The organism is Stenotrophomonas sp. Steno-Z10-HUANG, from assembly GCF_056393075.1.
In genome coordinates this window covers 275,630-300,781 of sequence record NZ_JBWJPA010000001.1, presented here as the reverse complement: position 1 = coordinate 300,781, position 25,152 = coordinate 275,630, and the positions used below count along the sequence as shown (strand labels likewise).

The window sequence follows — 25,152 nt, the reverse complement described above, 5'->3', positions numbered from 1 at the left end:
AACACGCAATGAGCTCCGCACCCAAGACCCTGTACGACAAACTGTGGGACGCGCACGTCGTCGTCCCCGAAAGCGACAGCGCGCCGGCCGTGCTGTACATCGACCTGCACCTGATCCACGAAGTCACCTCGCCGCAGGCGTTCACCGAGCTGCGCGAGCGCGGACTGAAGCCGCGCCGCCCGGACCGCACCAAGGCGACCATGGACCACTCCACGCCGACCCTGCCGGCCGGCGCCGACGGCAGACTGCCGTATGCAAGCAAGGCCTCCGAGGCGCAGGTACAAATGCTGGCCCGGAACTGCGCCGAATACGGCATCGAGCTGTTCGACATGGCCTCCAGCAGCCGCGGCATCGTCCACGTGATCGCCCCGGAGCAGGGCTTCACCCAGCCGGGCATGACGATTGTCTGTGGCGACAGCCACACCTCCACCCACGGCGCGTTCGGCGCGCTGGCCTTCGGCATCGGCACCAGCGAAGTGGGCCACGTGCTGGCCACGCAGTGCCTGCTGCAGCGCAAGGCCAAAACTATGGCGATCACCGTTGACGGCGAACTGGCGCCGGGCGTCGGCGCCAAGGACGTGGTGCTGCACATCATCGGCGTGATCGGGGTCAACGGCGGCACCGGCCACGTGCTGGAGTTCCGCGGTTCCACCATCGCCGCGATGGACATGGAACAGCGCATGACCCTGTGCAACATGTCCATCGAGGCCGGCGCCCGCGCCGGCATGGTGGCGCCGGACCAGACCACCTTCGACTGGGTCGCCAACACCCCGCGCGGCCCCAAGGGCGCCGAGTTCGACAAGGCGGTTGCCCACTGGAAGACGCTGCACAGCGACGACGGCGCGCGCTTCGACGTGGAAGTGCGCATCGACGCCGCCGACATCCGCCCCACCCTGACCTGGGGCACGCACCCGGGCACCGCCATCGCGGTGGACGCGCCGATCCCGGCCGCCAACGACGCCGCCGCGCAGAAGGGCCTGGATTACATGAAGTTCGAAGCCGGCCACGCGCTGGCCGGCACGCCGGTGGACGTGGTGTTCGTCGGCTCCTGCACCAACGGCCGCCTGAGCGACATGCGCGAGGTGGCGCAGGTGCTGCGTGGCCGCCGCGTCGCCGCCGGCGTGCGCATGCTGGTGGTGCCCGGCTCGGAGATCGTCAAGCGCGACGCCGAGGCCGAAGGCATCCACGAGATCGTGCGCGCCGCCGGCGCCGAATGGCGCGAACCGGGCTGCTCGATGTGCATCGCCATGAACGGCGACCTGGTCGCACCGGGCCAGCTGGCGGTGAGCACCAGCAACCGCAATTTCGAGGGCCGCCAGGGCCCGGGCTCGCGCACCCTGCTGGCCTCGCCGCTGAGTGCGGCCTGGGCCGCGGTGAACGGCAAGGTCGCCGACGTGCGTGAACTGTTCGACCAGGAGGTGGCGTGATGGCCGGTTTCCGTACCCTGAGCTCGCGCAGCGTGGTGCTGCGCCAGACCAACATCGACACCGACCAGATCATCCCGGCGCGGTTCCTGTCCACCACCGAGCGTGCCGGCCTGGGCAAGAACGCGTTCAACGACTGGCGCTGGCAGGCCGACGGCACGCCGAACCCGGCATTCGCCTTCAACCAGCCGCAGAACGCCGGCCGCTCGATCCTGCTGGCCGGGCGCAACTTCGGCTGCGGCTCCTCGCGCGAGCACGCGCCGTGGGCGCTGACCGACCTGGGCCTGCGCGCCATCGTCAGCAGCGAGATCGCCGACATCTTCCGCGGCAATGCGCTGAAGAACGGCCTGCTGCCGATCGTGCTGGACGAAGCCGACGTGCAGGAACTGATGCAGCGCCCGGACGACGAGCTGACCATCGACGTGGCCGCGCGCGAACTGCGAACCCCCGCCGGCAAGGTGTACGCCTTCCCGCTGGACGGCTTCTCGCAGACCTGCCTGCTGGAAGGCGTAGACCAGCTGGGCTGGCTGCTTGGCCGCGTGGACGAGATCGAACGCTACGAGGCCGCGCGCGCAGCGTGACGCCCCCTACCGCCCGCACCCGCCGCCACGGGTGCCGGGCCGAACGACAGCAACAGGACAACCGGAACCCCCATGCAAGCCAACATCGTCGTACTGCCGGGTGACGGCATCGGCCCCGAGATCACCGTCGCCGCGGTGGACGTGCTCAAGGCCATCGCCGCGCGCTTCGGCCATGACTTCACTTTCGCCGAGCACGATATCGGCGGCATCGCCATCGACAACCACGGCGAGCCGCTGCCGGCCGCCACCCTGGACGCGTGCAGCAGGGCCGACGCCGTGCTGCTCGGCGCCGTCGGCGGGCCCAAGTGGTCCGACCCCAACGCCAAGGTGCGCCCGGAACAGGGCCTGCTGGCCATCCGCAAGGCGCTGGGCCTGTTCGCCAACCTGCGCCCGGTGCGCACCCACCCGGCCGCGCTGCACGCCTCGCCGATCAAGCCCGAACTGCTCGCCGACGTGGACTTCGTGGTGGTGCGCGAACTGACCGGCGGCATCTACTTCGGCGACAAGACCCGCGACGCCGACAGCGCCAGCGACCTGTGCCGCTACACCGTGGCCGAGATCGAGCGCGTGCTGCGCAGCGCCTTCCGCCTGGCCCGGCAGCGCCGCGGCAGGCTGACCTCGGTGGACAAGGCCAACGTGCTGGAAACCTCACGGCTGTGGCGCGACGTGGCCGCGCGCATCGGCCGCGAGGAATTCCCCGACGTGGAACTGGAACACCAGCTGGTCGATTCCATGGCCATGCACCTGATCGCCAAGCCGCGCGCCTACGACGTGATCGTCACCGAAAACATGTTCGGCGACATCCTCACCGACGAGGCCTCGATGCTGGCCGGCTCGCTGGGCCTGCTGCCGTCCGCCTCGCTGGGCGAACAGGGCAAGGTGGGCATCTTCGAGCCGATCCACGGCTCGGCGCCGGACATCGCCGGCAAGGGCATCGCCAACCCCTACGCCACCATCCTCAGCGCGGCCATGCTGCTGCGCCACTCGCTGGGGCTGGAGGCCGAAGCCGCCGCCGTCGAGCAGGCGGTGGCCGCCGCGCTGGACGACGGCCTGTTCACCACCGACCTGGCCGCGCAGGGACGAGCGCTTTCCACATCCCAGGCGGCGCAGGCGGTGCTCGCCCGCCTGCAATGACCCACGACGCGGCCCCCGGGCCGCGTTTTTCGTTATGGCTGTCCTGTTGTTGTCCTTTCCCCACCTTCAGGAGGAATGCCCTTGAACCACCGCAGTCCCGACGCGTTCCTTGCGTACGTCGCCCGCCGCGACCCTGACCAGCCCGAGTTCCTGCAGGCGGTCAAGGAAGTCACCCTCAGCCTCTGGCCGTTCCTGCAGCAGCACCCGCAGTACGCGCGGCATGGCCTGCTCGAACGCCTGGTGGAACCGGAACGGGTCATCCAGTTCCGCGTGGCCTGGGCCGACGACAGCGGCCGCACCCACGTCAACCGCGCTTTCCGCGTGCAGCACAGCGCGGCCATCGGCCCGTTCAAGGGCGGCATGCGCTTCCACCCCTCGGTGAACCTGTCGATCCTGAAGTTCCTGGCCTTCGAGCAGACCTTCAAGAACGCGCTGACCACCCTGCCCATGGGCGGCGGCAAGGGCGGCGCGGACTTCGACCCCAAGGGCAAGAGCGAGGGCGAGGTGATGCGCTTCTGCCAGGCGCTGATGCTGGAACTTTACCGCCACCTCGGCGCGGACACCGACGTGCCGGCCGGCGACATCGGCGTGGGCGCGCGTGAGGTCGGCTTCATGGCCGGCATGATGAAGAAACTCAGCAACGACGCCGCCTGCGTATTCACCGGCAAGGGCCTGGCCTACGGCGGCAGCCTGATGCGCCCGGAAGCCACCGGCTACGGCACCGTCTACTTCGTCGAACAGATGCTGCACCACGCCCGCCGCGAAACCCACGGCGCCAGGGTACTGATCTCCGGCTCCGGCAACGTGGCCCAGTTCGCCGCGCTCAAGGCCGCCGAACTCGGCGGCAAGGTGCTCACCTTCTCCGACTCCGGCGGCACCCTCTATGCCCGCGACGGCTTCGACGAACAGGCGATGCAGGAGGTGATGGCGCTGAAGAACGAACGCCGCGGCCGCCTGGCCGAGCTGGCCGGCGACAAGCGCTTTGAATTCCTCGAAGGCCGCCGCCCCTGGCACATCCCGGCCGACATCGCCCTGCCCTGCGCCACCCAGAACGAACTGGACGAAAGCGACGCCCGCACCCTCGTGCACAACGGCGCCCTGTGCGTGGCCGAAGGCGCCAACATGCCCTCCACCCTGGAAGCGGTGGACGTGTTCCTGAAGGCCGGCACCCTGTACGCCCCCGGCAAGGCCAGCAACGCCGGCGGCGTCGCCACCTCCGGCCTGGAAATGAGCCAGAACGCATTGCGCCTGTCCTGGCGCCACGCCGACGTGGACGAACGCCTGCACGTGATCATGAAGGAGATCCACGCCAACTGCGTGCAGCACGGCAAGCGCGCGGACGGCAGCGTCAACTATGTTGACGGCGCGAATATCGCGGGGTTCGTGAAGGTGGCCGATGCGATGTTGGCGCAGGGGTTGTATTGAGGTTTGCTGGTTCCTTCTTCCACCGGGAAGAAGGGATACCCGCCCACAGCTACAAACAATTCGCCTCCTTCAAGCGCACGAAAGCTTGCGCTATGCGGCGCAGTTCGGGAGTAATTGATATGGTCGCGAACGCGCGGCGTCTGTCATCAGGCTCGGGAGTGACCCACGCCCCAAATCTTTACCAAAGCCATTGACCTTTCGGCATCACTCCATCTTCACATTAGCGCCGGAAAGCGGGAGACTGGGGTAGCTCCGCGATTAGGCGGTCGAATAGGCGTTAACTGCGAGGAGAAGTTCATTGGCACTCACGAGAAGCACAATTGATCGGGCTGGAGCCGCACTTGCGAAAGACAGCTTTCGAGATGTTGAAGACATGGTGGCATTGGAAGAAGCATTCGATGAGTACCGCAAATCGCATCTAGAGCCACTCTCAGAAACAACCCTTGAGTTACAAGCATGGCTTAACGAGTACGGTCACGACTATTACATCGCACAGCGTCTAAAGCGTAAGCCTCAAATCATTCGCAAGCTAAATCGACTTAGCGTTCGACTTACTCAGCTGCAAGACATAGGCGGCTGCAGAATTATTGTTGAGAAGAACGACCTCGTAGATCAACTTGTCCAATTTTTGAAGGACAAGATTGAAAAAACTGATGACCTGAAGCTGAAAAGGGTCACTGACTATCGCGAGAAGGGGCGAGACATCACCGGCTACCGTTCTGTCCACTTACTCCTCGAAAGGAATGAAAAGAAACTAGAACTTCAGGTGAGGAGCCGGATTCAACACTACTGGGCAGAGAGCATTGAACGAACTTCCGTTATTTACGGCCATCACCTAAAAGAAGGAGAAGGCGACCCCGTTGTCATCTCCTATTTCCAAAAGCTGTCGGATGCATTCTTTGAAATTGAGTCGGGCAGAACACCATCCGCCCGCTCTCGACTTGAAATAGATGTAGCAAAGAGCGATGCAGAGAGCATTATTCGGACTGGAAATCCCACAAACGCCATAGACAGCCATGTAAATGAAGACATCATTCTTACACTGACAGAGAAAGAAAAGCGTAGTGCCAGCCCCATAAACAACTGGATCATCGTCTTCGACTGGAACACTGGCCAGTTCGTAAGCTGGGACATCGTCGGGAAAACACCTGATGAAGCAATCGAAGCTTATGTGCGCTACGAAAATCAGTTCCCGGTTGAGAGAAACTTTGAGGTTGTCCTCATTGGCTCTTCTCGGGTAGCCACCGTCAGAAAGACCCATAGCCACTACTTTGGGATTGAAGACTACGACAAGATCCTAGAAAGCCTTGACGATTCAATTCAAGGCTTTGAGAGTATGGGCGCAATCGATGTCTCTGGCCGCCAAGTCTTGCTCAAGCTCTATACAAAGCATTTCTGGGGCCAAAAAACCGTCGCTCAAGAGACGCTCCGAAATCATTTTTGCAAAGGCGTCAAGAATCTAGACGCAACATTAGACAAGCTCGTTCAACAGGGTCTCGTTTTGCGAGAATCGGCTTCTGGCCCAGTCTCCTTGAACATCAAGGCTAGACCAGAGATTGACAAGCTTGTTTCATAAGTTAGCAGCTAACAACTCGTTCAAGCCGACGCCGCTTCGCAGCGCGGCTTATCCCAAGCGCCAGACCCTATTGGATAATCATGCGCAGCCTCATAAAAGATCTAAAGGATGGCGATTCGACAAAGAGACTATCGATCCTGTCTGACATCGCGACCATCACCAGTGTTGTTCTTGTTTCCCTCTTGGCTCCGGCTCTCTCACTGACGTCAAGAACAAAGCTGAGCTTTTCGGCAATTGCATCAATTTCCACAATTGTTCTTCTCGCGGTTGCAGGGACGGCATTTTTACTTGTCGCACTCCTGTCTATTGACTCATGGCTATCCGGTCGGAAATCTCACAGGTTCCTACTCAGAGTTGCGCTGTGGTCTGTTGCTTTAGCGGTTGCCATCTTGGTAGCAGCGTTTATTCATGACCTCATCACCAGCACTTACTGGACATGAGGTCTAACAATTCATTCAAGCCGACGCCTCTTCACGGCGCTGCCTCATTCGAGCGTCAGGCATTGGGTTTACGTCAATAGATGCCATGGACTGACTTAGCCCGCCCATGGCATCAAAAGCAAGGCTACTCGTCAGCAGCAATCACTATTCCACGCCGAGTGACTATCACCCGCGCGTTCTGGCCGACTTTGAGGCCTGCGGCCTCCAGCCAGTCGCCGCACAGTCGCAGGTAGGGCACCTGTCGGGTCTTGAAGCGACGGTCCTTTTCCTTGGCTCGGCTCTCGTAGTACTGGCAGCCGACTTTCAGGATGCGCGACGTAAACCGGGGTTCGACCTGCTCGGTCATGGCGATCTCCTAGGCATGGATGGAGCCGCATGGCTTTCGGGCGCGGCGACCGCCTAGTAAAGGTGTGTTGAGCACCTGTGCCGATCTGATCACCGCACCCAGGTGAGGTCAACGTCAGGAAATCCCCCGCAGCCGCCCCAGAGTTACCCGATCCCGCTGCTCCAGATCCTGCACGGTTTCCACCTCGGTGAAGCCGCCCTGCTCCAGCAGCGCGCGGATGGCCGGGCCTTGGTCCCAGCCGTGTTCGAGCAGCAGCCAGCCGCCGGGGACGAGGTGGTCGGGGGCGCCGGCGATGATTTCGCGGATGGCGTCCAGGCCGTCGGCGCCGGAGGCCAGGGCCGGGGGCGGTTCGAAGCGCAGGTCGCCCTGCTGCAGGTGCGGGTCGCCGGCGGCGATGTAGGGCGGGTTGCTGGCGATCAGGTCGAAACGGTCCGCGCCCAGCGCGGCGTACCAGTGGCCGCGGCGGAACCAGACGTTGTCCAGGCCGTGGGCCTGGGCATTCTTCACCGCCACCGCCAGGGTGGGGCCGAGCAGGTCGGTGGCCATCACCGTGGCCAGCGGGCGTTCGCTGGCGATGGACAGGGCGATGGCGCCGCTGCCGGTGCCCAGGTCGGCGACGCGCGCCATGTGCTCGGCCGGCAGCCGCGCCAGCGCCTGTTCCACCAGCAGCTCGGTCTCCGGGCGCGGGATCAGGGTGGCGACGTTGACCTGCAGGTCCAGGGTCCAGAAGCCGCGGCGGCCGGTGAGGTAGGCCAGCGGGTGGCCTTCGGCGCGGCGCTGCAGCAGCAGTTCGAAGCGCTGGCGGGCGTCGTCGTCCACCGGGTCGGTGGCGTGGGCGAACAGCCAGGCGCGGTCCACGCCCAGCACGTGCAGCAGCAGTTGTTCGGCCTCGTGCCGGGCGTCCTCGCCGGGCAGCCGGGCGGCGCCTTCCCGCAACAGCGCAGCAACCTGGGGGGTGGACACTTCACTACCTCTTCGCGGGACGTTTCCGGGACCGGGAGGATAGTCACCCGGCCTGCCGCTGCCTACCGCGGCGGCGCCGGCCCGGGATCGAGCCTGCCTATGCCGCCCGTTCAGGTTTGGGCCAGATGCTGGCTTGGAAAGCCGTAAAACGCGCCCGATATCGGGGTGAGGGCCCGCTGCCGGGGCCGAATCAATAGCCAATACCTATTGATGCGATGCATTCAATTCATTTGTTTTATTAGGCACTGCCTATTAGCCTGTGCTCCACGGTTCACCACCCGTCCCTTCAACCAAGAGGAAGTTCCATGTCCCTTATCAACACCCAGGTCCAGCCGTTCAAGGTCAACGCCTTCCACAACGGCAAGTTCATCGAAGTCACCGAGGAAAGCCTGAAGGGCAAGTGGTCGGTGCTGATCTTCATGCCGGCGGCCTTCACCTTCAATTGCCCGACCGAGATCGAAGACGCGGCCGAGCATTACGCCGAGTTCCAGAAGGCCGGCACCGAGGTCTACATCGTCACCACCGACACCCACTTCTCGCACAAGGTGTGGCACGAGACCTCGCCGGCCGTGGGCAAGGCCAAGTTCCCGCTGATCGGCGACCCGACCCACCAGCTGACCAACGCCTTCGGCGTGCACATTCAGGAAGAAGGCCTGGCCCTGCGCGGCACCTTCGTGATCAACCCGGAAGGCGTGATCAAGACCATGGAAGTGCATTCCAACGAGATCGCGCGTGACGTGTCCGAGACCCTGCGCAAGCTGAAGGCCGCCCAGTTCACCGCCGCGCACCCGAACGAAGTGTGCCCGGCCAAGTGGAAGGAAGGCGAGAAGACCCTGACCCCGTCGCTGGACCTGGTCGGCAAGATCTAAGCGCCGGCAACCGGTGGAGGGAACCAGCAGGCAGTAGCAGCCAGGTTCCGCTCCCTGCACTCCCACCCCGCCCTGCGGCGGGTGTGGGGGTGAACCGAAGCCGCGCCGCGCCAGCCCGTGGTTCTGCCCGCCAGGCGCGGCTTCGGTTCACCCCTACTTTCCCGGCGGGTTGCCCTGGCAACCGCGTCCTCCCCCCGTTTTGCCTCGAACAAGGAGTTGCGCCGTGCTCGACGACACCCTCAAGACCCAGTTGCAGCAGTACATGGGCCTGCTGCGCCAGCCGCTGCGGCTGATCGCCTCGCTCGACGACAGCGCCGCCAGCACCGACATGCGCAGCCTGCTGGCGGACATCGTGGCCGCCGGCAACGGCAAGATCAGCCTGGACACCACGGGCAGCGATGCGCGCCGGCCGTCGTTCGTGATTGCCCGCGAGGGCGAAAGCCACGGCGTGCGCTTTGCCGGCCTGCCGCTGGGCCACGAATTCGAATCGCTGGTGCTGACCCTGCTGTGGACCGGCGGCCATCCGCCGAAGGTGGCGCAGGAGGTGATCGACGGCATCAAGGCGGTGGACGGCGAGTTCGCCTTCGAGGTGTACATGTCGCTGACCTGCCACAACTGCCCGGACGTGGTGCAGGCGCTGGCGCTGATGGCCATCGTCAACCCGAAGATCAGCACCACGGTGATCGAGGGCGGCGCGTTCCAGCAGGAAGTGGAGCAGCGCCAGGTGATGGCGGTGCCGATGGTGTTCCAGGGCGGTGAGATGTTCGACTCCGGGCGCATGACCCTGGAGCAGATCCTGGCGCGGCTGGACACCGGCGCGGCCAGGCGCGAAGCGGCGAAGATCGCCGCCAAGGACCCGTTCGACGTGCTGGTGGTGGGCGGTGGCCCGGCCGGCGCGGCCGCGGCGATCTACGCCGCGCGCAAGGGCATCCGCACCGGCGTGGCGGCCGAGCGCTTCGGCGGCCAGGTGCTGGACACCATGGCCATCGAGAACTTCATTTCGGTGCAGTACACCGAAGGCCCGAAGCTGGCCGCGGCGCTGGAGCAGCACGTGCGCGAGTACGAGGTGGACATCATGAACCTGCAGCGCGCCACCCGGCTGGTGCCGGCCGGTGCCGATGGCCTGGTGGAAGTGGAGCTGGAGAACGGCGCGTCGCTGAAGTCCAAGAGCGTGATCCTGTCCACCGGTGCGCGCTGGCGGCAGATGAACGTGCCCGGCGAGGACGCGTACCGCAACAAGGGCGTGGCCTACTGCCCGCACTGCGACGGCCCGCTGTTCAAGGGCAAGCGCGTGGCGGTGATCGGCGGCGGCAACTCCGGCGTCGAGGCGGCCATCGACCTGGCCGGCATCGTCAGCCATGTCACCGTGTTCGAGTTCGACAGCAAGCTGCGCGCCGACCAGGTGCTGCAGGCCAAGCTGCACAGCCTGCCGAACGTGACCGTGGTGCTCAACGCGCAGACCACCGAGGTGCTGGGCGACGGCCAGAAGGTCACCGGCCTGGTGTACACCGACCGCGTCGGCGGCGATTCGCACCGGGTGGAACTGGAAGGCATCTTCGTGCAGATCGGCCTGCTGCCGAACACCGAGTGGCTGCGTGGCACGGTGGAGCTGAGCCCGCGCGGCGAGATCGTCATCGACGAGCGCGGCCAGACCAGCGTGCCGGGCGTGTTCGCCGCCGGCGACTGCACCACGGTGCCGTACAAGCAGATCATCATTGCCATGGGTGCCGGCTCCACCGCGGCGCTGAGCGCCTTCGACCACCTGATCCGCACGTCGGCACCGCAGCCGGCGCCGGCGGTGGCGGAGACCGCCTGATGTTCACCGCCCCTCCCGCTTTGCGGTGAGAGGGGCGGTTTGCGAACCCCGGCTTCGCGGCCCGCCGAACGCCCTTGCGCCAGCGCAGGGGCCGGGACACGGGGCGGAGGCCGGGGTGAAGGCAAGGCGCAGCGCCCCGTGCTGTCTGCATGCACGACGCTGTGCCCCTGCCCTCATCCGCCCCTGCGGGGCACCTGCATGCGGCGCATCCCCGTGCCGCACCCTCCGGGCGGCTTTGCCGTGCGGCCTGGCCGCCCTGCCAGGCTGTCTGCCGACGGAGCAGGCAACAACGTTCGGAGGCCGGAATGAACCTGCGTGACCTCAAGTACCTGGTGGCGCTGGCCGAGCACAAGCACTTCGGCCGCGCGGCGGCGGCGTGTTTCGTCAGCCAGCCCACGCTGTCCACCCAGATCAAGAAGCTGGAGGAAGAGCTGGGCGTGCCGCTGGTGGAGCGCGCGCCGCGCAAGGTGATGCTGACCCCGGCCGGGCGCGAGGCCGCCGCGCGCGCGCGCGGCATCGTGGCCGAGGTCGAGCAGATGAAGGAGGCCGCGCGCCGCAGCCGCGACCCGGAGGCCGGCACCGTGCGCCTGGGCATTTTCCCCACGCTGGGGCCGTACCTGCTGCCGCACGTGGTGCCGGCGATCCGCGCGCGCTTCCCGCAGCTGGAACTGCTGCTGGTGGAGGAAAAGAGCGACGTGCTGTTGACCCAACTGCGCAACGGCCAGCTCGATGCGGCGCTGCTGGCGCTGCCACTGCACGACGACCAGCTGCATGCCGAGTTCCTGTTCGAGGAGCCGTTCGTGCTGGCCGCGCCCGAAGGCCACCCGCTGGCCGCGCACGCCACGCTGCGCATGGCCGACCTGGCCGACCAGCGCCTGCTGCTGCTGCAGGACGGCCACTGCCTGCGCGACCAGGCGCTGGATGTCTGCCACCTGGCCGGGGCGCTGGAAAAATCCGAATTCCAGGCCACCAGCCTGGAAACGCTGCGGCAGATGGTCGCGGCCGATGTCGGCGTCACCCTGCTGCCGATGCTGGCGGTGAAGCCGCCGGTGGCGCGCTCGCAGAACATCCGCCTGCTCGGCTTTGCCGGCGACGACGCGCCCAGCCGGCGCATTGCCATGGTCTGGCGCCGCAGCTCGGCGATGAGCGAGTTCCTGCAGCAGTTGGCGGGCATTTTCCAGCGCCTGCCGCCGGACCTGCTGGCCCTGTAGGCGCCGGCCTGGCTGCGCGGCGCGGCGGCCCGGCAAGCCTGTGCCGGGCGCGCCCGGCAGCTACCGCCACGCCAGGCCACGCGGGGGCGCGCCGGGCCATGGATCCGGCGCTGCGCCCGGTGTGGAGCCCTGCCCGCAACGCACCCGTCCGCGTGCCCGCGTGCCACCTGCGCGCGCCTGAACCGGGGCCGCCGGCGCATTGCAACGCCGCCGCCCCGCCCCCATGATCGGGGTGGGTCGCATCCGTTCCACAATCCCCGCACAATAGGCCCCGGGCGGTGCCGCATTGGCGCCGCCTTTTGCATGTCTCTCAACAATTGCAGGAGTTTTTTCCATGCCGACCAACAGCGGCCTGCCGCCATCGATCGTCGTCTCCAGCCGTGACATGGCCCGCCTCGAGGCCATGCTCGATTCCCCGGCCCTGAGCCGGCACCCGGCCGCCGTCGCCCTGTCCCAGGAGCTCGAACGCGCGCAGGTGCTGCCGCCGGAGGAAATCCCCGCAGGCATCGTCACCATGCATTCGCGCGTGGACTGCGTGGACGAACTGCACGACGAACAGCATTCCCTGACCCTGGTCTATCCGCACGAGGCGGATTTCGACAAGGGTCGCGTCTCGGTGCTGGCGCCGGTGGGCAGCGCCCTGCTGGGCCTGTCCGTGGGCCAGACCATCGACTGGACCGCCCCCGGTGGCCGCCAGCTGCGCCTGCGCGTGACCGCCGTCCACTACCAGCCCGAAGCCGCGGGCGATTTCCACCGCTGAGCGCCGTGCGCCGGCCCCGCAACAGGAACCTGCAATGACCCGATCCAAGCTCGCCCAGCTGCGTGAACTGTCCGTCGTGGTCGCCGATACCGGCGACTACGACGCCATCAAGCGCCTGCGCCCGGTCGACTGCACCACCAACCCGACGCTGGTGCGCAAGGCGCTGGACCTGCCGGTGTACGCCGGGCTGATCGAACGCGAACTGGAATGGGGCCGCGCCCAGCCCGGCGACCGCGCCGAGGTCGCCAGGGCCGTGGTCGACCGCCTGACCATCGGCGTGGGCACGATGCTGGCCGCGCTGGTGCCGGGCCGCGTTTCCACCGAGGTCGATGCCGACCAGGCCCACGACACCGAGGCAACCATCGCCAAGGCGCGCCGGTTCATCGCCATGTACGCAGCGGCCGGCGTGCCGCGCGACAAGGTGCTGATCAAGATCGCCGCCACCTGGGCCGGGGTGGAAGCCACCCGCGTGCTGCAGGCCGAGGGCATCGACTGCAACCTGACGCTGATCTTCAACCCGACCCAGGCGCTGGCCTGTTCGGAAGCCGGCGCGTTCCTGATCTCGCCGTTCGTGGGCCGCATCCTGGACTGGTACGTGGCTAATGGCCAGGCGCCAGCCAGCATCGACCAGGACCCGGGCGTGCGGTTCGTGCGCGGGGTGTACGCCGAGTTCAAGCGCCGCGGTTCGCCGACGGTGGTGATGGGCGCCTCGTTCCGCTCGACCGCGCAGATCGAGGCGCTGGCCGGCTGCGACCGCCTGACCATCTCGCCGGACCTGCTGGAAAAGCTCGACGCCGACCAGGGCGAGCTGCCGCGCAGGCTGGTGCCGGGCGCCGCCGAGGCGGTGGACGTCGCGCCGATCGACCAGGCGAAGTTCGACGCGGACATGGCCGCCGATCCGATGGCCACCGAGAAGCTGGCCACCGGCATCGACGCTTTCGCCAAGGACCTGCAGGCGCTGCGCCAGCGCATTGCCGACGAACTGGCCCGCTGAACGTTCGCAGGAGCGCACCCGGGTGCGCTCCTGCGGGCAACCGGGCAACGCCCCGGGTGTGTCAATGCACATGCGGGGCAAGCCCCGCATCTACGGCAACGGGTGGCTGCAGAAGATCCCGGGCTCCCGCCCTGCCGGCAGCGCATCGCCGTCGCGCTGAACCGCGGCCCCACGCAGGCGTGCGCCTTCGTGGGCGATGGGGCTTTGCCGGCAAGGCCGGCCGCGCCCCCAGGTGCGCGCCTGCAGACGCCCGGGCCATGCCCGAAGAATGTCCGGCCGCGAAGGTGCATGCGCGGCAAGCCCCGCATCCAGGCTCAGAAGATTCCCAGTTCCAGCCCCGCCGCGAGCAGCGCGCCGAGTTCGCGGCCGCGCGCCAGGTCGGCCTGCGGCAGCATCTTGGGCGCGGCAATGGCTTCCGGCGTCTGCGCATGGGTGCGCACCAACAGCGGTTCGGCCACTTCGCGCAGGCGCAGGCCGGTGGCGATGCGCCGCAGCTGGGCGATGGTCGGCTGCCCGTCCGAACCGGCGCAGACCACCAGCGCGTACGGCTTGCCGTCGCAGCGACCCAGCAGCGGGTAGTAGCTGCGGTCGAAGAAATCCTTCATCGCGCCACTGATCGAGGCCAGTGTTTCCGGGGTGGCGAACACCACCGCATCGGCGCCCAGCACGTCGTCGGCCGCGGCGTCGGCCGCGCGCAGCAGGCGCACGTTCAGCGCGTCGCCGCCCCCCTCGCGCGCCGCCTCGGCGACCGCGCCGGCCATGGCCCGGGTGGCGCCGGTGAAGCCGTGCCACACCACCAGCAACCGGCGTGGCGCGGCCTCCGCCACCTCAGGCGTCCAGCCCGATCGGGCAACTCACCCCGGTGCCGCCGATGCCGCAGTAGCCGTTCGGATTCTTGGCCAGGTACTGCTGGTGGTAGTCCTCGGCGTAGTAGAACGGCGGCGCCGGGTACACGATCTCGGTGGTGATGTCGGCGTAGCCGACCGCGCCCAGGCGCTGCTGGTAGGCATCGCGGCTGGCGATGGCGGCATCGAACTGCGCCTGCGTGTGGCAGTACAGCGCCGAGCGGTACTGGGTGCCGGTGTCGTTGCCCTGGCGCATGCCCTGGGTGGGGTCGTGGTTTTCCCAGAAGGTGCGCAGCACCGTGTCCAGCGCGACCCGCGCCGGGTCGAACACCACCCGCACCACCTCGGTGTGGCCGGTGAGCCCGGAACAGACTTCCTCGTAGGTGGGGTTGGGGGTGGCGCCGCCCTGGTAGCCGACCGCGGTGGTCACCACGCCCGGCAGCTGCCAGAACTTGCGTTCGGCGCCCCAGAAGCAGCCCAGGCCCACGTCCAGCACGGCCAGCCCGGCGAAATCGCCACGCAGTGGCTGGCCGTTGACGTAGTGCACGTTGTGCAGCGGCAACGGCGCCTCGCGCCCCGGCAACGCTTCTTCCGGTCGCGGCAGGCGCTGCTTGAACGCGCCGATGCCCAACCGCCCGTGTCCGATACCCAGCATGGTCCGCTCCTCAGGCCGGCAGGATTCCCGGCGCTTGCTCATCGTCACAGATGGGGCCGGCCGCGGCGTCGTCCAAGCCCAGCGCGGCGACGATGTCGTCGGCCTCGGGTTTGGCCGCGTCCGGCACGCAGACCCGCAGCAGCCCGAACAGCGGCAGCTCGCCGCCGGCGCCCAGCAGCGATTCGCCGAACACGAAGGCCGGGATGCCCGCGTCCTCCAGCGCGTGCTTGACCAGATGGGCGTCGAACAGGTTGTTTGTCTGGTAGACCAGTTGCATGGGGTTGTCTCCGGGAAGGGCGGGCTCAGCCCGGGCGGCACAGGGCGTCGGTGGCGGCCACGCGCGCGCTTTCCTGTTCGGCCGCCTGGCGCCACTGCTGCAGTGCCGGCAGCGCGGACAGCGCCTGCAGGTAGGCCGCGGCGGTGTCGTCCAGCGCCACGCCATAGCCGTCGAAGCGGATCGCCACCGGCGCGAACATGGCATCGACGATGCCGAAGCCGCCGAACAGGAAATCGCCGCCGGCACCGTGTTCGCGGCGCAGCGTACGCCACAGCGCCTGCACCCGGTCGATGTCGCGCTGGGCGGCGGCGTCCCAGCGGTAGCCGTCGGGCCGGCGCCGGCTGTTCATCGGCAACTGGGTGCGCAGCGCAGCGAAACCCGAGTGCATTTCGGCCGCGGCGGCACGGGCCAGCGCGCGCTGCGGCAGCTCGGCCGGCCAGCCGCGGCCACCCAGCCAGCGCTCGTTGGCGTATTCGCAGATCGCCAGCGAATCCCAGAGCACCAGCTCGCCATCGCGCAGCGCCGGCACCTTGCCGGTGGGCGAGTGGCGCAGGGCCTGGGCGGCGAACTCCGGCGTGTCCAGCGCCAGCACCACCTCGTCGAATTCGACGCCGAACTGGCGCAGCAGCAGCCAGGGACGCAGCGACCAGGAGGAGTAGTTGCGGTTGCCGATCACCAGGACGGGGCGGGGCATGGGCGCTACCTGCGGGCGGGACGCCCAGCATAGCGCCGGTCCGGCAGCCGGCGCCCGGCTCGGCTAAACTTGCGTTCTATTTCAATACCCTGCGCCCCCATGTCCGAGAACACGCCTGCCGCTGCTGCCACGCCGGAGACGGCTCCCGCCGAGAAGCGGGACTTCATCCGCCAGATCGTCCGCGAGGACCTGGCCAGCGGCAAGCACACCGCGATCAAGACCCGCTTCCCGCCCGAGCCCAACGGCTACCTGCACATCGGCCACGCCAAGTCGATCTGCCTGAACTTTGGCATCGCCGGCGAGTTCGGCGGGGTGTGCAACCTGCGCTTCGACGACACCAACCCGGCGCGCGAAGACCCCGAGTACGTGGCCGCGATCCAGGACGACGTGCGCTGGCTGGGCTTCGAGTGGAACGAGCTGCGCCACGCCTCGGATTACTTCGAGGCCTACTACCTGGGCGCGCAGAAGCTGATCCGCGACGGCAAGGCCTATGTCTGCGACCTGTCGGCCGAGGAAGTGCGCGCCTACCGCGGCACCCTGACCGAGCCGGGCCGCCCCTCGCCCTACCGCGAGCGCAGCGTCGAGGAGAACCTGGACCTGTTCGCGCGCATGCGCGCCGGCGAGTTCGCCGACGGCACCCGCACCCTGCGCGCCAAGATCGACATGGCCAGCGGCAACATCAACCTGCGCGACCCGGCGATCTACCGGATCAAGCACGTCGAGCACCAGAACACCGGCAACGCCTGGCCGATCTACCCGATGTACGACTACGCGCACGCGCTGGGCGACGCGCTGGAAGGCATCACCCATTCGCTGTGCACGCTGGAGTTCGAGGACCACCGCCCGCTGTACGACTGGTGCGTGGACAACGTCGATTTCGCCCACGACCCGGCGCTGACCCAGCCGCTGGTGGACAAGGGCCTGCCGCGCGAAGCGGCCAAGCCGCGCCAGATCGAGTTCTCGCGGCTGAACATCAACTACACGGTGATGAGCAAGCGCAAGCTGATGGCGCTGGTCACCGAGCAGCTGGTGGATGGCTGGGACGACCCGCGCATGCCGACCCTGCAGGGCCTGCGCCGGCGCGGTTACACGCCGGCGGCGATGCGCCTGTTCGCCGAGCGCGTGGGCATTTCCAAGCAGAACTCGCTGATCGATTTCAGCGTGCTGGAAGGCGCGCTGCGCGAGGACCTGGACAGCGCCGCGCCGCGCCGCATGGCGGTGATCGAGCCGCTGAAGCTGGTGCTCGGCAACCTGCCCGAAGGCCACGAGGAAATGCTGACCTTCAGCAACCACCCCAAGGACGCAGCGTTCGGCGAGCGCCAGGTGCCGTTCTCGCGCGAGCTGTGGATCGAGCGCGAGGACTTCGCCGAAGTTCCGCCCAAGGGCTGGAAGCGGCTGGTGCCGGGCGGCGAAGTGCGCCTGCGCGGCGCCGGCATCGCCCGCGTCGACGAGGTGGTGAAGAACGACGCGGGCGAGATCGTCGAGCTGCGCGGCTGGCTGGACCCGGAATCGCGCCCGGGCATGGAAGGCGCCAACCGCAAGGTCAAGGGCACCATCCACTGGGTCAGCGCGCGGCACGCGGTGGAAGCGGAAATCCGCCTGTACGACCGCCTGTTCTCGGTGCCGGACCCGGACAACGAAGCCGACGGCAAGAGCTACCGCGACTACCTGAACCCGGAATCGCGCCGGGTGGTCACCGGCTACGTCGAGCCGGCCGCGGCCAGCGCGGTGCCGGAGCAGTCGTTCCAGTTCGAGCGTACCGGCTACTTCGTCGCCGACCGCCGCGACCACACGGCGGACAAGCCCGTGTTCAACCGCAGCGTGACCCTGCGCGACACCTGGGCCGGCTGATGGGCAGGAGTGAGTGAAGAGGAGTGAGGAGTGAGAAGAAGCGGATCCTGCCGCGTTTTCAGCTCCTCGCCCTCGCCTTGCTCCCCCGCCTTCTCTCTCTCCTCACTCCTCTTCACCTACTCCTCGCCCAATGCTCTACGCCCAAGTCCACCTGACCCTCCCGGCCTGGATCCACGAAGTCGTCGACACCCGCCGCGTGTATCCGGGCGACGACGCCAAGGTCGCGCTGGCGGTCGAGCTGTCGCGGCTGAACGTGGATGCGGAAACCGGTGGCCCGTTCGGCGCGGTGGTGTTCGGCCCGGACGACCGCGTCATCGCCGCGGCGGTGAACCGCGTGGTACCGCACTGCACCTCGCTGGCGCACGCCGAGAACATGGCCTACATGCTGGCGCAGCAGCGGCTGCAGAGCCCGCGGCTGAACGACGTGCTGTCGCCGGTGACCCTGGCCACGTCCTCGCAGCCGTGCTGCCAGTGCTACGGCGCGACCATCTGGGCCGGCATCGACCGCCTGCTGATCGGCGCCAGCGCCGCCGACGTCGAGGAACTGACCGCATTCGACGAGGGCCCGCTGCCGGCCGACTGGGTCGGCGAACTGAACCGGCGCGGGATCGAGGTGGTGCAGGGCCTGCACCGCGATGCGGCGCGCGCGGTGCTGCGCCACTACGGCCACAGCGACGGCGCGCGCTATTGAGGCGCACGGCCGCGCCCACCGTCCGCGGTGGGTGGGCAGCCCCCTTCCGTTCGGCGGCCGATGACCGCGCCTGCACCCTGACGGCGCAGCGCGGTCGCGACACGCGGGCACAGGCGATACCCGCTTGATGCCGGCGGCGCTTGCGCCCGGTTCCGCGGACCACGCAGCGCGCCCGGCCGCCCCGGCATCCGCTCATGTGCGAGCCTATGGCGCGCTCTTCCCCACCCTGCTCCGCCCCACCTCCAAGGAATCCCGATGACCGGCCTGCTGTGCTACTGCCGCCAAGGCTTCGAGCCGGAACTGGCCGCCGAACTGACCGAACGCGCGGCCCACGCCGGCATCGCCGGCTATGCGCGCACGCGGCGCAACGACGGCTACGTGGTCTTCGCCAGCGATGACGCCGACGCGCTCGACCGCGCGCTGCCGTGGCGCGGGCTGATCTTCGCGCGGCAGAAGCTGCGCCTGCTGGCCGAACTGCCGCAGCTGGACCCGGCCGACCGCATCAGCCCGATCATCGCCGCACTGCAGGGCCAGCCGCGCTTCGGCGAGCTGTGGGTGGAACACCCCGACTCGGACGCCGGCAAGCCGCTGGCCGGGTTGGCACGCAGTTTCGGCAACGCGCTGCGCCCGGCGCTGCGCGAGGCCGGGCTGCTCACCGACAAGGACAACACCCGGCTGCCGCGGCTGCACGTGGTGTTCGTCGATGGCACCCATGCCTTCATCGGCGTCGCCGACACCCGCGACAGCGCGCCGTGGGCGCTGGGCATCCCGCGGCTGAAGCTGCTGCCCGAAGCGCCCTCGCGCTCGGCGCTGAAGCTGGACGAGGCACTGCTGACCCTGCTCACGCCCGAGGAACGCGAAGCGCTGGTCAAGCCGGGCATGCGCGCGGCCGACCTGGGCGCCGCGCCCGGCGGCTGGACCTGGGTGCTGACCCGCCAGCACCTGCACGTCACCAGCATCGACAACGGCCCGCTGCGCCAGCACGTGCTCGATACCGGGCTGGTCGACCACCTGCGCGCCGACGGCTTCCACTGGCAGCCGGAAACGCCGCTGGACTGGATGGTCTGCGACATGGTCGAGCAGCCGCGACGGGTGGCCGAGCGCATGGCCACCTGGCTGCGCGAAGGCTGGTGCCGGCACGCGATCTTCAACCTGAAACTGCCGATGAAGAAGCGCTGGGACGAGACCCGCCTGTGCCTGGACCTGTTCGCCGCGCAGGCCGGGCGGCCGCTGACCGTGCGTGCCAAGCAGCTGTACCACGACCGCGAGGAGATCACCGTGCTGGCGATCCCGGCGCGCGGCTGATCGCAGGTGCGGGGCTCGCCCCGCACGGCGCATTGCCGGGAAGGCCGCGTGCGGGGCAAGCCCCGCACCTGCGGCGGTACGTCGTTGCTTTCGCAACCAGCAGCCATTCCCATGGCGCGGCTCTGGCACACTGCGAGCCTTCCCCGCATGGAGAGCGCCGCCATCGTCCGCCACGTCCTGTTGCGCCCTGTCGTCGCGCTGTGCCTGGCGGTGTGCGGCAACGCCGTCGCCGCGCCCGATTTCGTCGCCCGCGACCATGTCGGCGACGGCGTGTTCAGCGCCGGCATCGAAGGCCCGGCCACCGGCCCGGACGGCGCCCTGTACGTGGTCAATTTCGGCCGCGACGGCACCATCGGCCGGGTCGATGCGGACGGCAGCGCCGAACTGTTCCTCACCCTGCCCGACGGCAGCGTCGGCAACGGCATCCGCTTCGCCGCCGACGGCACGATGTGGGTGGCCGACTACACCAGCCACGCCGTGCTGCGCGTCGATCCGGGCACCCGCGCGGTGTCGGTGTTCGCGCGCCTGCACGGCGCGCACCAGCCCAACGACATCGCGCTGGCACCGGACGGCACGCTGTATGCGAGCGACCCGGACTGGGCCAACCCGGACAACGGCCAGCTGTGGCGCATCGACCGCGACGGCCGCGCGCGGCGGCTCGAATCCGGCATGGGCACCACCAACGGCATCGAGGTCAGCCCCGACGGCCGCCGCCTGTACGTCAACGAAAGCGTGCAGCGCAATGTCTGGGTGTACGACCGCGATGCCGCCGGCGCGCTGTCGAACAAGCGCCTGCTGCTGCGCTTCGACGACCACGGCCTGGATGGCATGCGCTGCGACGCCGACGGCAACCTGTACATCGCCCGCTACGGCGCCGGGGTCATCGCCATCGTCTCGCCCGACGGCCAGCTGCTGCGCGAGGTGCCGCTCAAGGGCCGCAAGCCGACCAACCTGGCCTTCGGCGGCAGCGACGGCCGGCAGGTGTACGTGACCCTGCAGGACCGCGGCGGCATCGAGACCTTCCGCGCCGACCGCCCGGGGCGTGAATACGGGCGCTGAGCCGGAAACGGCGACCGCCGCGCGGCGTCTCATTCCACGCAACCGCGATCGGGCATGCTGTCACCCTTGGGAGGACACGCATGCATGCCATCGAACTGAAGGACCCGGCCGGTTTCGGCAATGAATTCCTGCGCCTGACCCTGCTGCAGGGGTTCCAGTCGCTGACCAAGCGCGACCTGGAGCTGTTGATCTTCGTGCTGCTCGAACGCGACGGCGCGATCGACCGCGGCGCCTCCAACGCCAGCGTGGCGCTGCAGCTGCGGGTGACGCCGGCCAAGGTCAAGGGCCTGCGCCGCGACGGCTACGCGCGCTGGCGCGCGCTGGTGCCCGAGGACGCCGACGCCGCGCTGCAGCGCATCGCCGCGACCGTGCTGACCGAAGCCAACCTGCGCGCCGGGGCCAAGCACGTGAGCGAGCGCAGCCGCAAGGACGGCTTCCTGGCCGTGCGCATCGAGCACCCCGACGACGCCCAGCGCTTCGAGCAGGCGATTCTGGAAGTCGGCGCGCTGCCGGTCTACGAGCGCAACCGCGAGGTGGTGGCGGTGCGCTTCGACACGCTGCTGAAGATCGCCGAGCGCTGGGGCTACCTGCAGCCCGACCCACAGGCGACGGTGGCGGCGCTGAAGAAGCTGGCCCCCACCTCGGAGGAAGTGGCCGACCTGCTGAAGAAGGACGTGGCGCAGCTGCGCTGGGACGACGTGCGGCGGGCGCTGAACAGCCTGGGCGCCAAGGCGGTCAGCTCCACCGTCGAAGGCGGCTTGAAGGGCCTGCTGAAGCTGGCGTTCCCGTTCATTCCCGGCTGAGGCGGCCGGCGCTGAACCGGCGGCAACATTCAGCCGGCCTGCATGGGTTCTTGCGGCCGGTTTAACGGGGGCGGGCCAAGCATCGGGGGCGTGTTTTCCCTCACTGGAGTGCGCCCATGAACATTTTCCGCCCGCTGCTTCCCGCGCTGCTGCTGTGCGCGGCCAGTGCGCCGGCACTGGCCCAGGAAACCGGCAAGGCCACCTTCACCGACAAGGGCACGCCGGTCACGGTGACCTCGGAGGAACCGGATTCGGTCCGCGGCGACTACCATATCGACTTCGCCACGCTCGACCGCGACCACGACGGCTACATCAGCCGCCAGGAAGCCCAGGCCAACCCCACGCTCGCGCGCGAGTTCGCTGCGCTCGACAGCCACCGCAGCGGCCGCCTGAGCAGGGCGCAGCTGGAGGGGTGGATGAAGAAGTGAGGCCGCGCGGGCCGCAGGCGAATCCCGTCGTCCGTATGCGAGGTCTGCCGTGCTCCGTCCCTGCCTGCCCCCCGTTGTCCTGCTGTTGGCCGCAATCGCCGCCGCGCCCGCGCCGGCACAGACCGCGCCACGCGACGGTGCCGTCACCGCGCCATTGCCGGTGGCCCCGGCGCCGGTGCGCGCGCAGCCACTGGCCAGCGGCGCGGTCACCCACCAGGTGCGGCTGCCGGGCGAACCCGGCCAGGCCACGGTGATCGTGCGTTCGATCCAGCCGGACAGCGTGGCCGGCAACTACCGCATCGATTTCGACGCGCTGGACGTGGACGGCGATGGCTTCATCAGCCGCGAGGAAGCACGGGCCAACCCGGCCCTGGCCGACGAGTTCACGGCGCTGGACAGCGCCCGGCGCGGGAAACTGGCGCGCGAACAGCTGGCCGGCTGGCTGCTGGATTGACACGCAACCCGTAGGTGCGGGGCTTGCCCCGCACGGGGCTTTCCGAGTACGGCCCCGTCGCCCACTGCAGTGCGTTCCTGCAAGTGCGCTCGTCCGGGAGAGCGCGCCGTCACAGCCCCGAGGCGCGCTTCCAGAACAGCGACAGCAGCGGCGGCATGCGCCCGGCCAGGCCGAGCAGCGCGCCGCGCGCCAGGGTCAGGTGCATCTCGTCGTTGGAGAACACCCGGTTGATCGCGTCGAAGCCATGCGCGGCCACGGTGTTGTCGCTGCGCCGGACCCGCGCCCAGCGCCGCAGCCGGTGCGGCGCGGTCCAGTCGGCGCGGCGCTGGTGCGCGTCGTGCACCAGGGCGCGCAGCGCGGCCACGTCGCGCAGGCCGAGGTTGACACCCTGCCCGGCCAGCGGGTGCACCACGTGCGCGGCGTCACCCAGCACCAGCACGCGGCCGGCGACATAGTCGCTGGCCAGCTGCCGGCGCAGCGGGAAGGCCACGCGCGGCGAGACCGGGCGCATCGGCCCCAGGCGGCCGGCGAAGGCGTTGGTCAGTTCGCGGCCGAAGGCGTCGTCGTCCAGCGCCAGCACCCGCTCGGCCTCGGCGTCGGGCAGGGTCCAGACGATGGAACTGCGGTGCGTGTCCACCGGCAGCACCGCCAGCGGGCCGGTATCGAGGAAACGCTGCCAGGCGGTGGCTTCGTTGCCGCGCGCGCTGTCGACGTAGCCGACCACGCCGCGCTGGCCGTAGTCGTGGCGCGATACCTCCAGCCCGGCCAGCGCGCGCAGGGTGGATTCGCCGCCATCGGCGGCGATGGCCACCGCCGCATCGACCCGGCGGCCATCGTCCAGGCGCAGGCGCACGCCGCGTTCGTCCTGTTCCATCGCCTCGACCCGCGCCGGGCAATGCAGCTGCACGCCGGCGCCGGGCAGTGCCGCCCACAGCCGGTCCACCAGCAGCCCGTTCTCGACGATCCAGCCCAGCTCGCGGCGGCCCAGGGTGTCGGCATCGAAGGCCAGTTCACCGCCACCGGCCGCATCCCACACCCGCATGCGCAGGTAGGGGTGCGCCCGCGCCTGCGCCACCTGTGGCCATACCCCGAGCGATTCCAGCAGTGCCGCGTTGTCGTGGGCGAAGGCGAACACGCGCAGGTCCGGCCGCTGCGCCGACCACGGCGCCGGCGCGCGCCCTTCCACCAGCGCCACCTGCAGGCCTTCGCGCGCCAGCGCCAGCGCGCAGGTGCTGCCGACCACGCCCGCACCGACCACCACCGCATCCAATCCACCACGCCGGCTCATTGCACCTGGCTCCTGCACAGTGCGGGCACCTGCCCGCGGAAGCCCATCGCGCCACCGACCAGGAACGACTGCAGCGGCGCGGCCTGCGCGGCGGCCACCAGCCCGAGGCTGCGCAGCGGCCGCAGCAGCGGCGCCGGGTTGCCGGTCAGCCGCGCCAGCCCGTCGGAAAAGGCCAGGGTCTGCTCGCGGTCGGGCGCGCGGCGCTGCACGTAGGCCCGCAGCAGGGCGTCGGCGCCCGGGTCGCACGCGGCATCGCCGATCAGCTCAGCCAGGGTCAGCGCGTCGCGCAGGCCGAGATTGAAGCCCTGCGCACCCAGCGGATGGATGGTCTGCGCGGCGTTGCCCAGCAGCAGCGCGCGTTCGCCGACCAGTTGCCGGGCCAGCACCTGGACCAGCGGGTAGGCGCTGCGCGGGCCGCTTTCCAGCAGCCGCCCGGCGCGCCAGCCCAGTACCGCCTGCACACGCGCCAGCCAGGCGGCATCGTCCAGCGCCAGCACCGCCTCGGCCTCCGCGCGGGCCACCCCATGGACCAGGCCGTAATGGCGGTCGCCACGCGGCAGCAGCGCGGTCGGGCCGGTGTCGGTGAAGCGCTCCCAGGCGGTGCCGTCCGGTGCCCGGGCGGCGCGCACCCGCGCCACCAGCAGGGTCTGCAGGTAATCGTGTTCGCTGGCGTCGATGCCCAGCGCCTGGCGCACCGCGCTGCGGGTGCCGTCGGCGCCGACCACCAGCCGCGCGCGCAGGCTGCGCTCGCCCGCGGCGTCGGCGATGCGCACCTGGCGGCGGCCATCGACGCAGTCGCCCAGGCCGACGAACGTGGCCGGGCGGTAGCGGGCCAGCCGCTGCAGGTCGCCCAGGCGCGCTTCCAGCGCGTGGCCGAAATCGCGCGCCACCACCACCTGGCCGAAGGCGTCGCGGCCGTAGTCGCCGGCATCCAGCAACACGCGGCCGAAATCGCCGGCGCGGCTGACGTGGATGCGGCGGATCGGGCCGGGCGGGCCCTGCAGGCGCTGCATCACCCCCAGCGCGGTGAGCGCGTTGACCGTGGCCGCGGCGAAGCTGAGGTTGCGCTGGTCGAACACCGCCGGCAGCGCCCCGGCCGGGGTCGCTTCCACCAGCGCCACGTCCAGCCCCAGCCGGTCCAGGGCGATGGCCAGGCTGGCACCGACCAGTCCGCCACCGACGATCACCACATCATGAAGGTCGCTCATGCCGCCATGATAATGGCTCGGCCAGCGCGAACGCCGCCGCGTTGCCGCGCCGCAC

26 protein-coding genes are annotated in these 25,152 nt (G+C 69.0%); 18 read left to right on the top strand and 8 right to left on the bottom strand.

Features of this window, described 5'->3' with window-relative positions; translation table 11 throughout:
* Positions 1 to 8: 8 nt before the first annotated feature.
* The 6 genes from leuC to AC06E6_RS01355 all read left to right on the top strand — a co-directional run bounded on the left by leuC (position 9) and on the right by AC06E6_RS01355 (position 6,580).
* On the top strand, positions 9 to 1,427 hold the full coding sequence (gene leuC / locus AC06E6_RS01380; protein ID WP_478060036.1) for a 3-isopropylmalate dehydratase large subunit: 1,419 nt from the start codon (positions 9 to 11) through the stop codon (positions 1,425 to 1,427).
* The gene (leuD, locus tag AC06E6_RS01375; protein ID WP_182335203.1) at positions 1,427 to 2,005 is read left to right on the top strand and encodes a 3-isopropylmalate dehydratase small subunit; all 579 of its coding nucleotides are present in this window, start codon (positions 1,427 to 1,429) and stop codon (positions 2,003 to 2,005) included. Before leuC ends, leuD begins: the two co-directional genes overlap by 1 nt.
* A 72-nt stretch (positions 2,006 to 2,077) precedes the next feature.
* Positions 2,078 to 3,139 (top strand): 3-isopropylmalate dehydrogenase, encoded by a 1,062-nt coding sequence (leuB, locus tag AC06E6_RS01370; protein WP_478060035.1) that lies wholly within the window; start codon positions 2,078 to 2,080, stop codon positions 3,137 to 3,139.
* A gap of 81 nt (positions 3,140 to 3,220) precedes the next feature.
* The gene (gdhA, locus tag AC06E6_RS01365) at positions 3,221 to 4,564 is read left to right on the top strand and encodes an NADP-specific glutamate dehydrogenase (protein WP_478060033.1); all 1,344 of its coding nucleotides are present in this window, start codon (positions 3,221 to 3,223) and stop codon (positions 4,562 to 4,564) included.
* Between the two features lie 298 nt (positions 4,565 to 4,862).
* Complete coding sequence (locus AC06E6_RS01360; protein WP_478060031.1) at positions 4,863 to 6,140, top strand: RelA/SpoT domain-containing protein; 1,278 nt, start codon at positions 4,863 to 4,865, stop codon at positions 6,138 to 6,140.
* Between the two features lie 80 nt (positions 6,141 to 6,220).
* A complete protein-coding gene (locus AC06E6_RS01355; protein WP_478060029.1) occupies positions 6,221 to 6,580 on the top strand; it encodes a hypothetical protein in 360 nt (119 codons plus the stop codon).
* A gap of 124 nt (positions 6,581 to 6,704) precedes the next feature.
* Here AC06E6_RS01355 and AC06E6_RS01350 read toward each other — a convergent pair whose 3' ends face one another.
* Positions 6,705 to 6,926, bottom strand: a complete 222-nt coding sequence (locus tag AC06E6_RS01350) for a SymE family type I addiction module toxin (RefSeq protein ID WP_478060027.1) — start codon at positions 6,924 to 6,926, stop codon at positions 6,705 to 6,707.
* Positions 6,927 to 7,040: 114 nt separating this feature from the next.
* Positions 7,041 to 7,889 (bottom strand): peptide chain release factor N(5)-glutamine methyltransferase, encoded by an 849-nt coding sequence (prmC, locus tag AC06E6_RS01345; protein WP_478060026.1) that lies wholly within the window; start codon positions 7,887 to 7,889, stop codon positions 7,041 to 7,043.
* Positions 7,890 to 8,194: 305 nt separating this feature from the next.
* On the opposite strand from prmC, the gene ahpC reads away from it, so the two are divergent.
* From ahpC to AC06E6_RS01320, 5 genes are all read left to right on the top strand, one after another.
* Positions 8,195 to 8,758, top strand: a complete 564-nt coding sequence (gene ahpC, locus AC06E6_RS01340) for an alkyl hydroperoxide reductase subunit C (protein WP_478060024.1) — start codon at positions 8,195 to 8,197, stop codon at positions 8,756 to 8,758.
* A 223-nt stretch (positions 8,759 to 8,981) separates the two neighbouring features.
* Positions 8,982 to 10,574, top strand: coding sequence for an alkyl hydroperoxide reductase subunit F (ahpF, locus tag AC06E6_RS01335; RefSeq protein ID WP_104939539.1), 1,593 nt, complete (start codon positions 8,982 to 8,984; stop codon positions 10,572 to 10,574).
* 305 nt (positions 10,575 to 10,879) lie between these two features.
* A complete protein-coding gene (locus AC06E6_RS01330) occupies positions 10,880 to 11,785 on the top strand; it encodes a LysR substrate-binding domain-containing protein (protein WP_161615264.1) in 906 nt (301 codons plus the stop codon).
* 334 nt (positions 11,786 to 12,119) lie between these two features.
* Positions 12,120 to 12,545 carry a nucleoside diphosphate kinase regulator gene (rnk, locus tag AC06E6_RS01325; protein ID WP_054667508.1) on the top strand — a complete coding sequence of 142 codons (426 nt, stop codon included), beginning with the start codon at positions 12,120 to 12,122 and terminating at the stop codon, positions 12,543 to 12,545.
* A 34-nt stretch (positions 12,546 to 12,579) separates the two neighbouring features.
* Positions 12,580 to 13,539, top strand: coding sequence for a transaldolase (locus tag AC06E6_RS01320; RefSeq protein ID WP_478060022.1), 960 nt, complete (start codon positions 12,580 to 12,582; stop codon positions 13,537 to 13,539).
* Between the two features lie 314 nt (positions 13,540 to 13,853).
* Here the strand turns inward: AC06E6_RS01320 and AC06E6_RS01315 are convergent, their stop codons facing one another.
* The 4 genes from AC06E6_RS01315 to AC06E6_RS01300 are packed head-to-tail and all read right to left on the bottom strand — an operon-like array spanning position 13,854 to position 16,010.
* Positions 13,854 to 14,366 (bottom strand): flavodoxin family protein, encoded by a 513-nt coding sequence (locus AC06E6_RS01315; RefSeq protein ID WP_478060020.1) that lies wholly within the window; start codon positions 14,364 to 14,366, stop codon positions 13,854 to 13,856.
* 1 nt (position 14,367) lies between these two features.
* On the bottom strand, positions 14,368 to 15,039 hold the full coding sequence (msrA, locus tag AC06E6_RS01310) for a peptide-methionine (S)-S-oxide reductase MsrA (protein WP_478060019.1): 672 nt from the start codon (positions 15,037 to 15,039) through the stop codon (positions 14,368 to 14,370).
* A gap of 10 nt (positions 15,040 to 15,049) precedes the next feature.
* Complete coding sequence (locus AC06E6_RS01305) at positions 15,050 to 15,316, bottom strand: putative signal transducing protein (RefSeq protein ID WP_104939543.1); 267 nt, start codon at positions 15,314 to 15,316, stop codon at positions 15,050 to 15,052.
* Positions 15,317 to 15,341: 25 nt separating this feature from the next.
* Positions 15,342 to 16,010, bottom strand: a complete 669-nt coding sequence (locus AC06E6_RS01300; RefSeq protein WP_478060016.1) for a glutathione S-transferase — start codon at positions 16,008 to 16,010, stop codon at positions 15,342 to 15,344.
* A gap of 99 nt (positions 16,011 to 16,109) precedes the next feature.
* Here AC06E6_RS01300 and AC06E6_RS01295 point away from each other — a divergent pair, with 99 nt between their 5' ends.
* The 7 genes from AC06E6_RS01295 (at position 16,110) to AC06E6_RS01265 (ending at position 22,601) form a co-directional block, all read left to right on the top strand.
* The gene (locus AC06E6_RS01295; protein WP_104939545.1) at positions 16,110 to 17,861 is read left to right on the top strand and encodes a glutamine--tRNA ligase/YqeY domain fusion protein; all 1,752 of its coding nucleotides are present in this window, start codon (positions 16,110 to 16,112) and stop codon (positions 17,859 to 17,861) included.
* 130 nt (positions 17,862 to 17,991) lie between these two features.
* Positions 17,992 to 18,552: a nucleoside deaminase gene (locus AC06E6_RS01290; protein ID WP_104939546.1), complete on the top strand. Its 561-nt coding sequence runs from the start codon at positions 17,992 to 17,994 to the stop codon at positions 18,550 to 18,552.
* Between the two features lie 255 nt (positions 18,553 to 18,807).
* Positions 18,808 to 19,857 carry a 23S rRNA (cytidine(2498)-2'-O)-methyltransferase RlmM gene (gene rlmM / locus AC06E6_RS01285; RefSeq protein ID WP_478060015.1) on the top strand — a complete coding sequence of 350 codons (1,050 nt, stop codon included), beginning with the start codon at positions 18,808 to 18,810 and terminating at the stop codon, positions 19,855 to 19,857.
* 147 nt (positions 19,858 to 20,004) lie between these two features.
* Positions 20,005 to 20,916: an SMP-30/gluconolactonase/LRE family protein gene (locus AC06E6_RS01280; protein ID WP_478060013.1), complete on the top strand. Its 912-nt coding sequence runs from the start codon at positions 20,005 to 20,007 to the stop codon at positions 20,914 to 20,916.
* An 80-nt stretch (positions 20,917 to 20,996) separates the two neighbouring features.
* Positions 20,997 to 21,719: a hypothetical protein gene (locus AC06E6_RS01275; RefSeq protein WP_478060011.1), complete on the top strand. Its 723-nt coding sequence runs from the start codon at positions 20,997 to 20,999 to the stop codon at positions 21,717 to 21,719.
* 116 nt (positions 21,720 to 21,835) lie between these two features.
* The gene (locus AC06E6_RS01270) at positions 21,836 to 22,147 is read left to right on the top strand and encodes an EF-hand domain-containing protein (protein ID WP_478060009.1); all 312 of its coding nucleotides are present in this window, start codon (positions 21,836 to 21,838) and stop codon (positions 22,145 to 22,147) included.
* An 85-nt stretch (positions 22,148 to 22,232) separates the two neighbouring features.
* Positions 22,233 to 22,601 carry an EF-hand domain-containing protein gene (locus AC06E6_RS01265; protein WP_478060008.1) on the top strand — a complete coding sequence of 123 codons (369 nt, stop codon included), beginning with the start codon at positions 22,233 to 22,235 and terminating at the stop codon, positions 22,599 to 22,601.
* A 109-nt stretch (positions 22,602 to 22,710) separates the two neighbouring features.
* Here AC06E6_RS01265 and AC06E6_RS01260 read toward each other — a convergent pair whose 3' ends face one another.
* Together AC06E6_RS01260 and ubiH are read right to left on the bottom strand one after the other, a co-directional pair.
* Positions 22,711 to 23,889 carry a UbiH/UbiF family hydroxylase gene (locus tag AC06E6_RS01260; RefSeq protein ID WP_161613841.1) on the bottom strand — a complete coding sequence of 393 codons (1,179 nt, stop codon included), beginning with the start codon at positions 23,887 to 23,889 and terminating at the stop codon, positions 22,711 to 22,713.
* Complete coding sequence (gene ubiH, locus AC06E6_RS01255) at positions 23,886 to 25,097, bottom strand: 2-octaprenyl-6-methoxyphenyl hydroxylase (protein ID WP_478060005.1); 1,212 nt, start codon at positions 25,095 to 25,097, stop codon at positions 23,886 to 23,888. Before ubiH ends, AC06E6_RS01260 begins: the two co-directional genes overlap by 4 nt.
* Positions 25,098 to 25,152 lie beyond the last annotated feature (55 nt).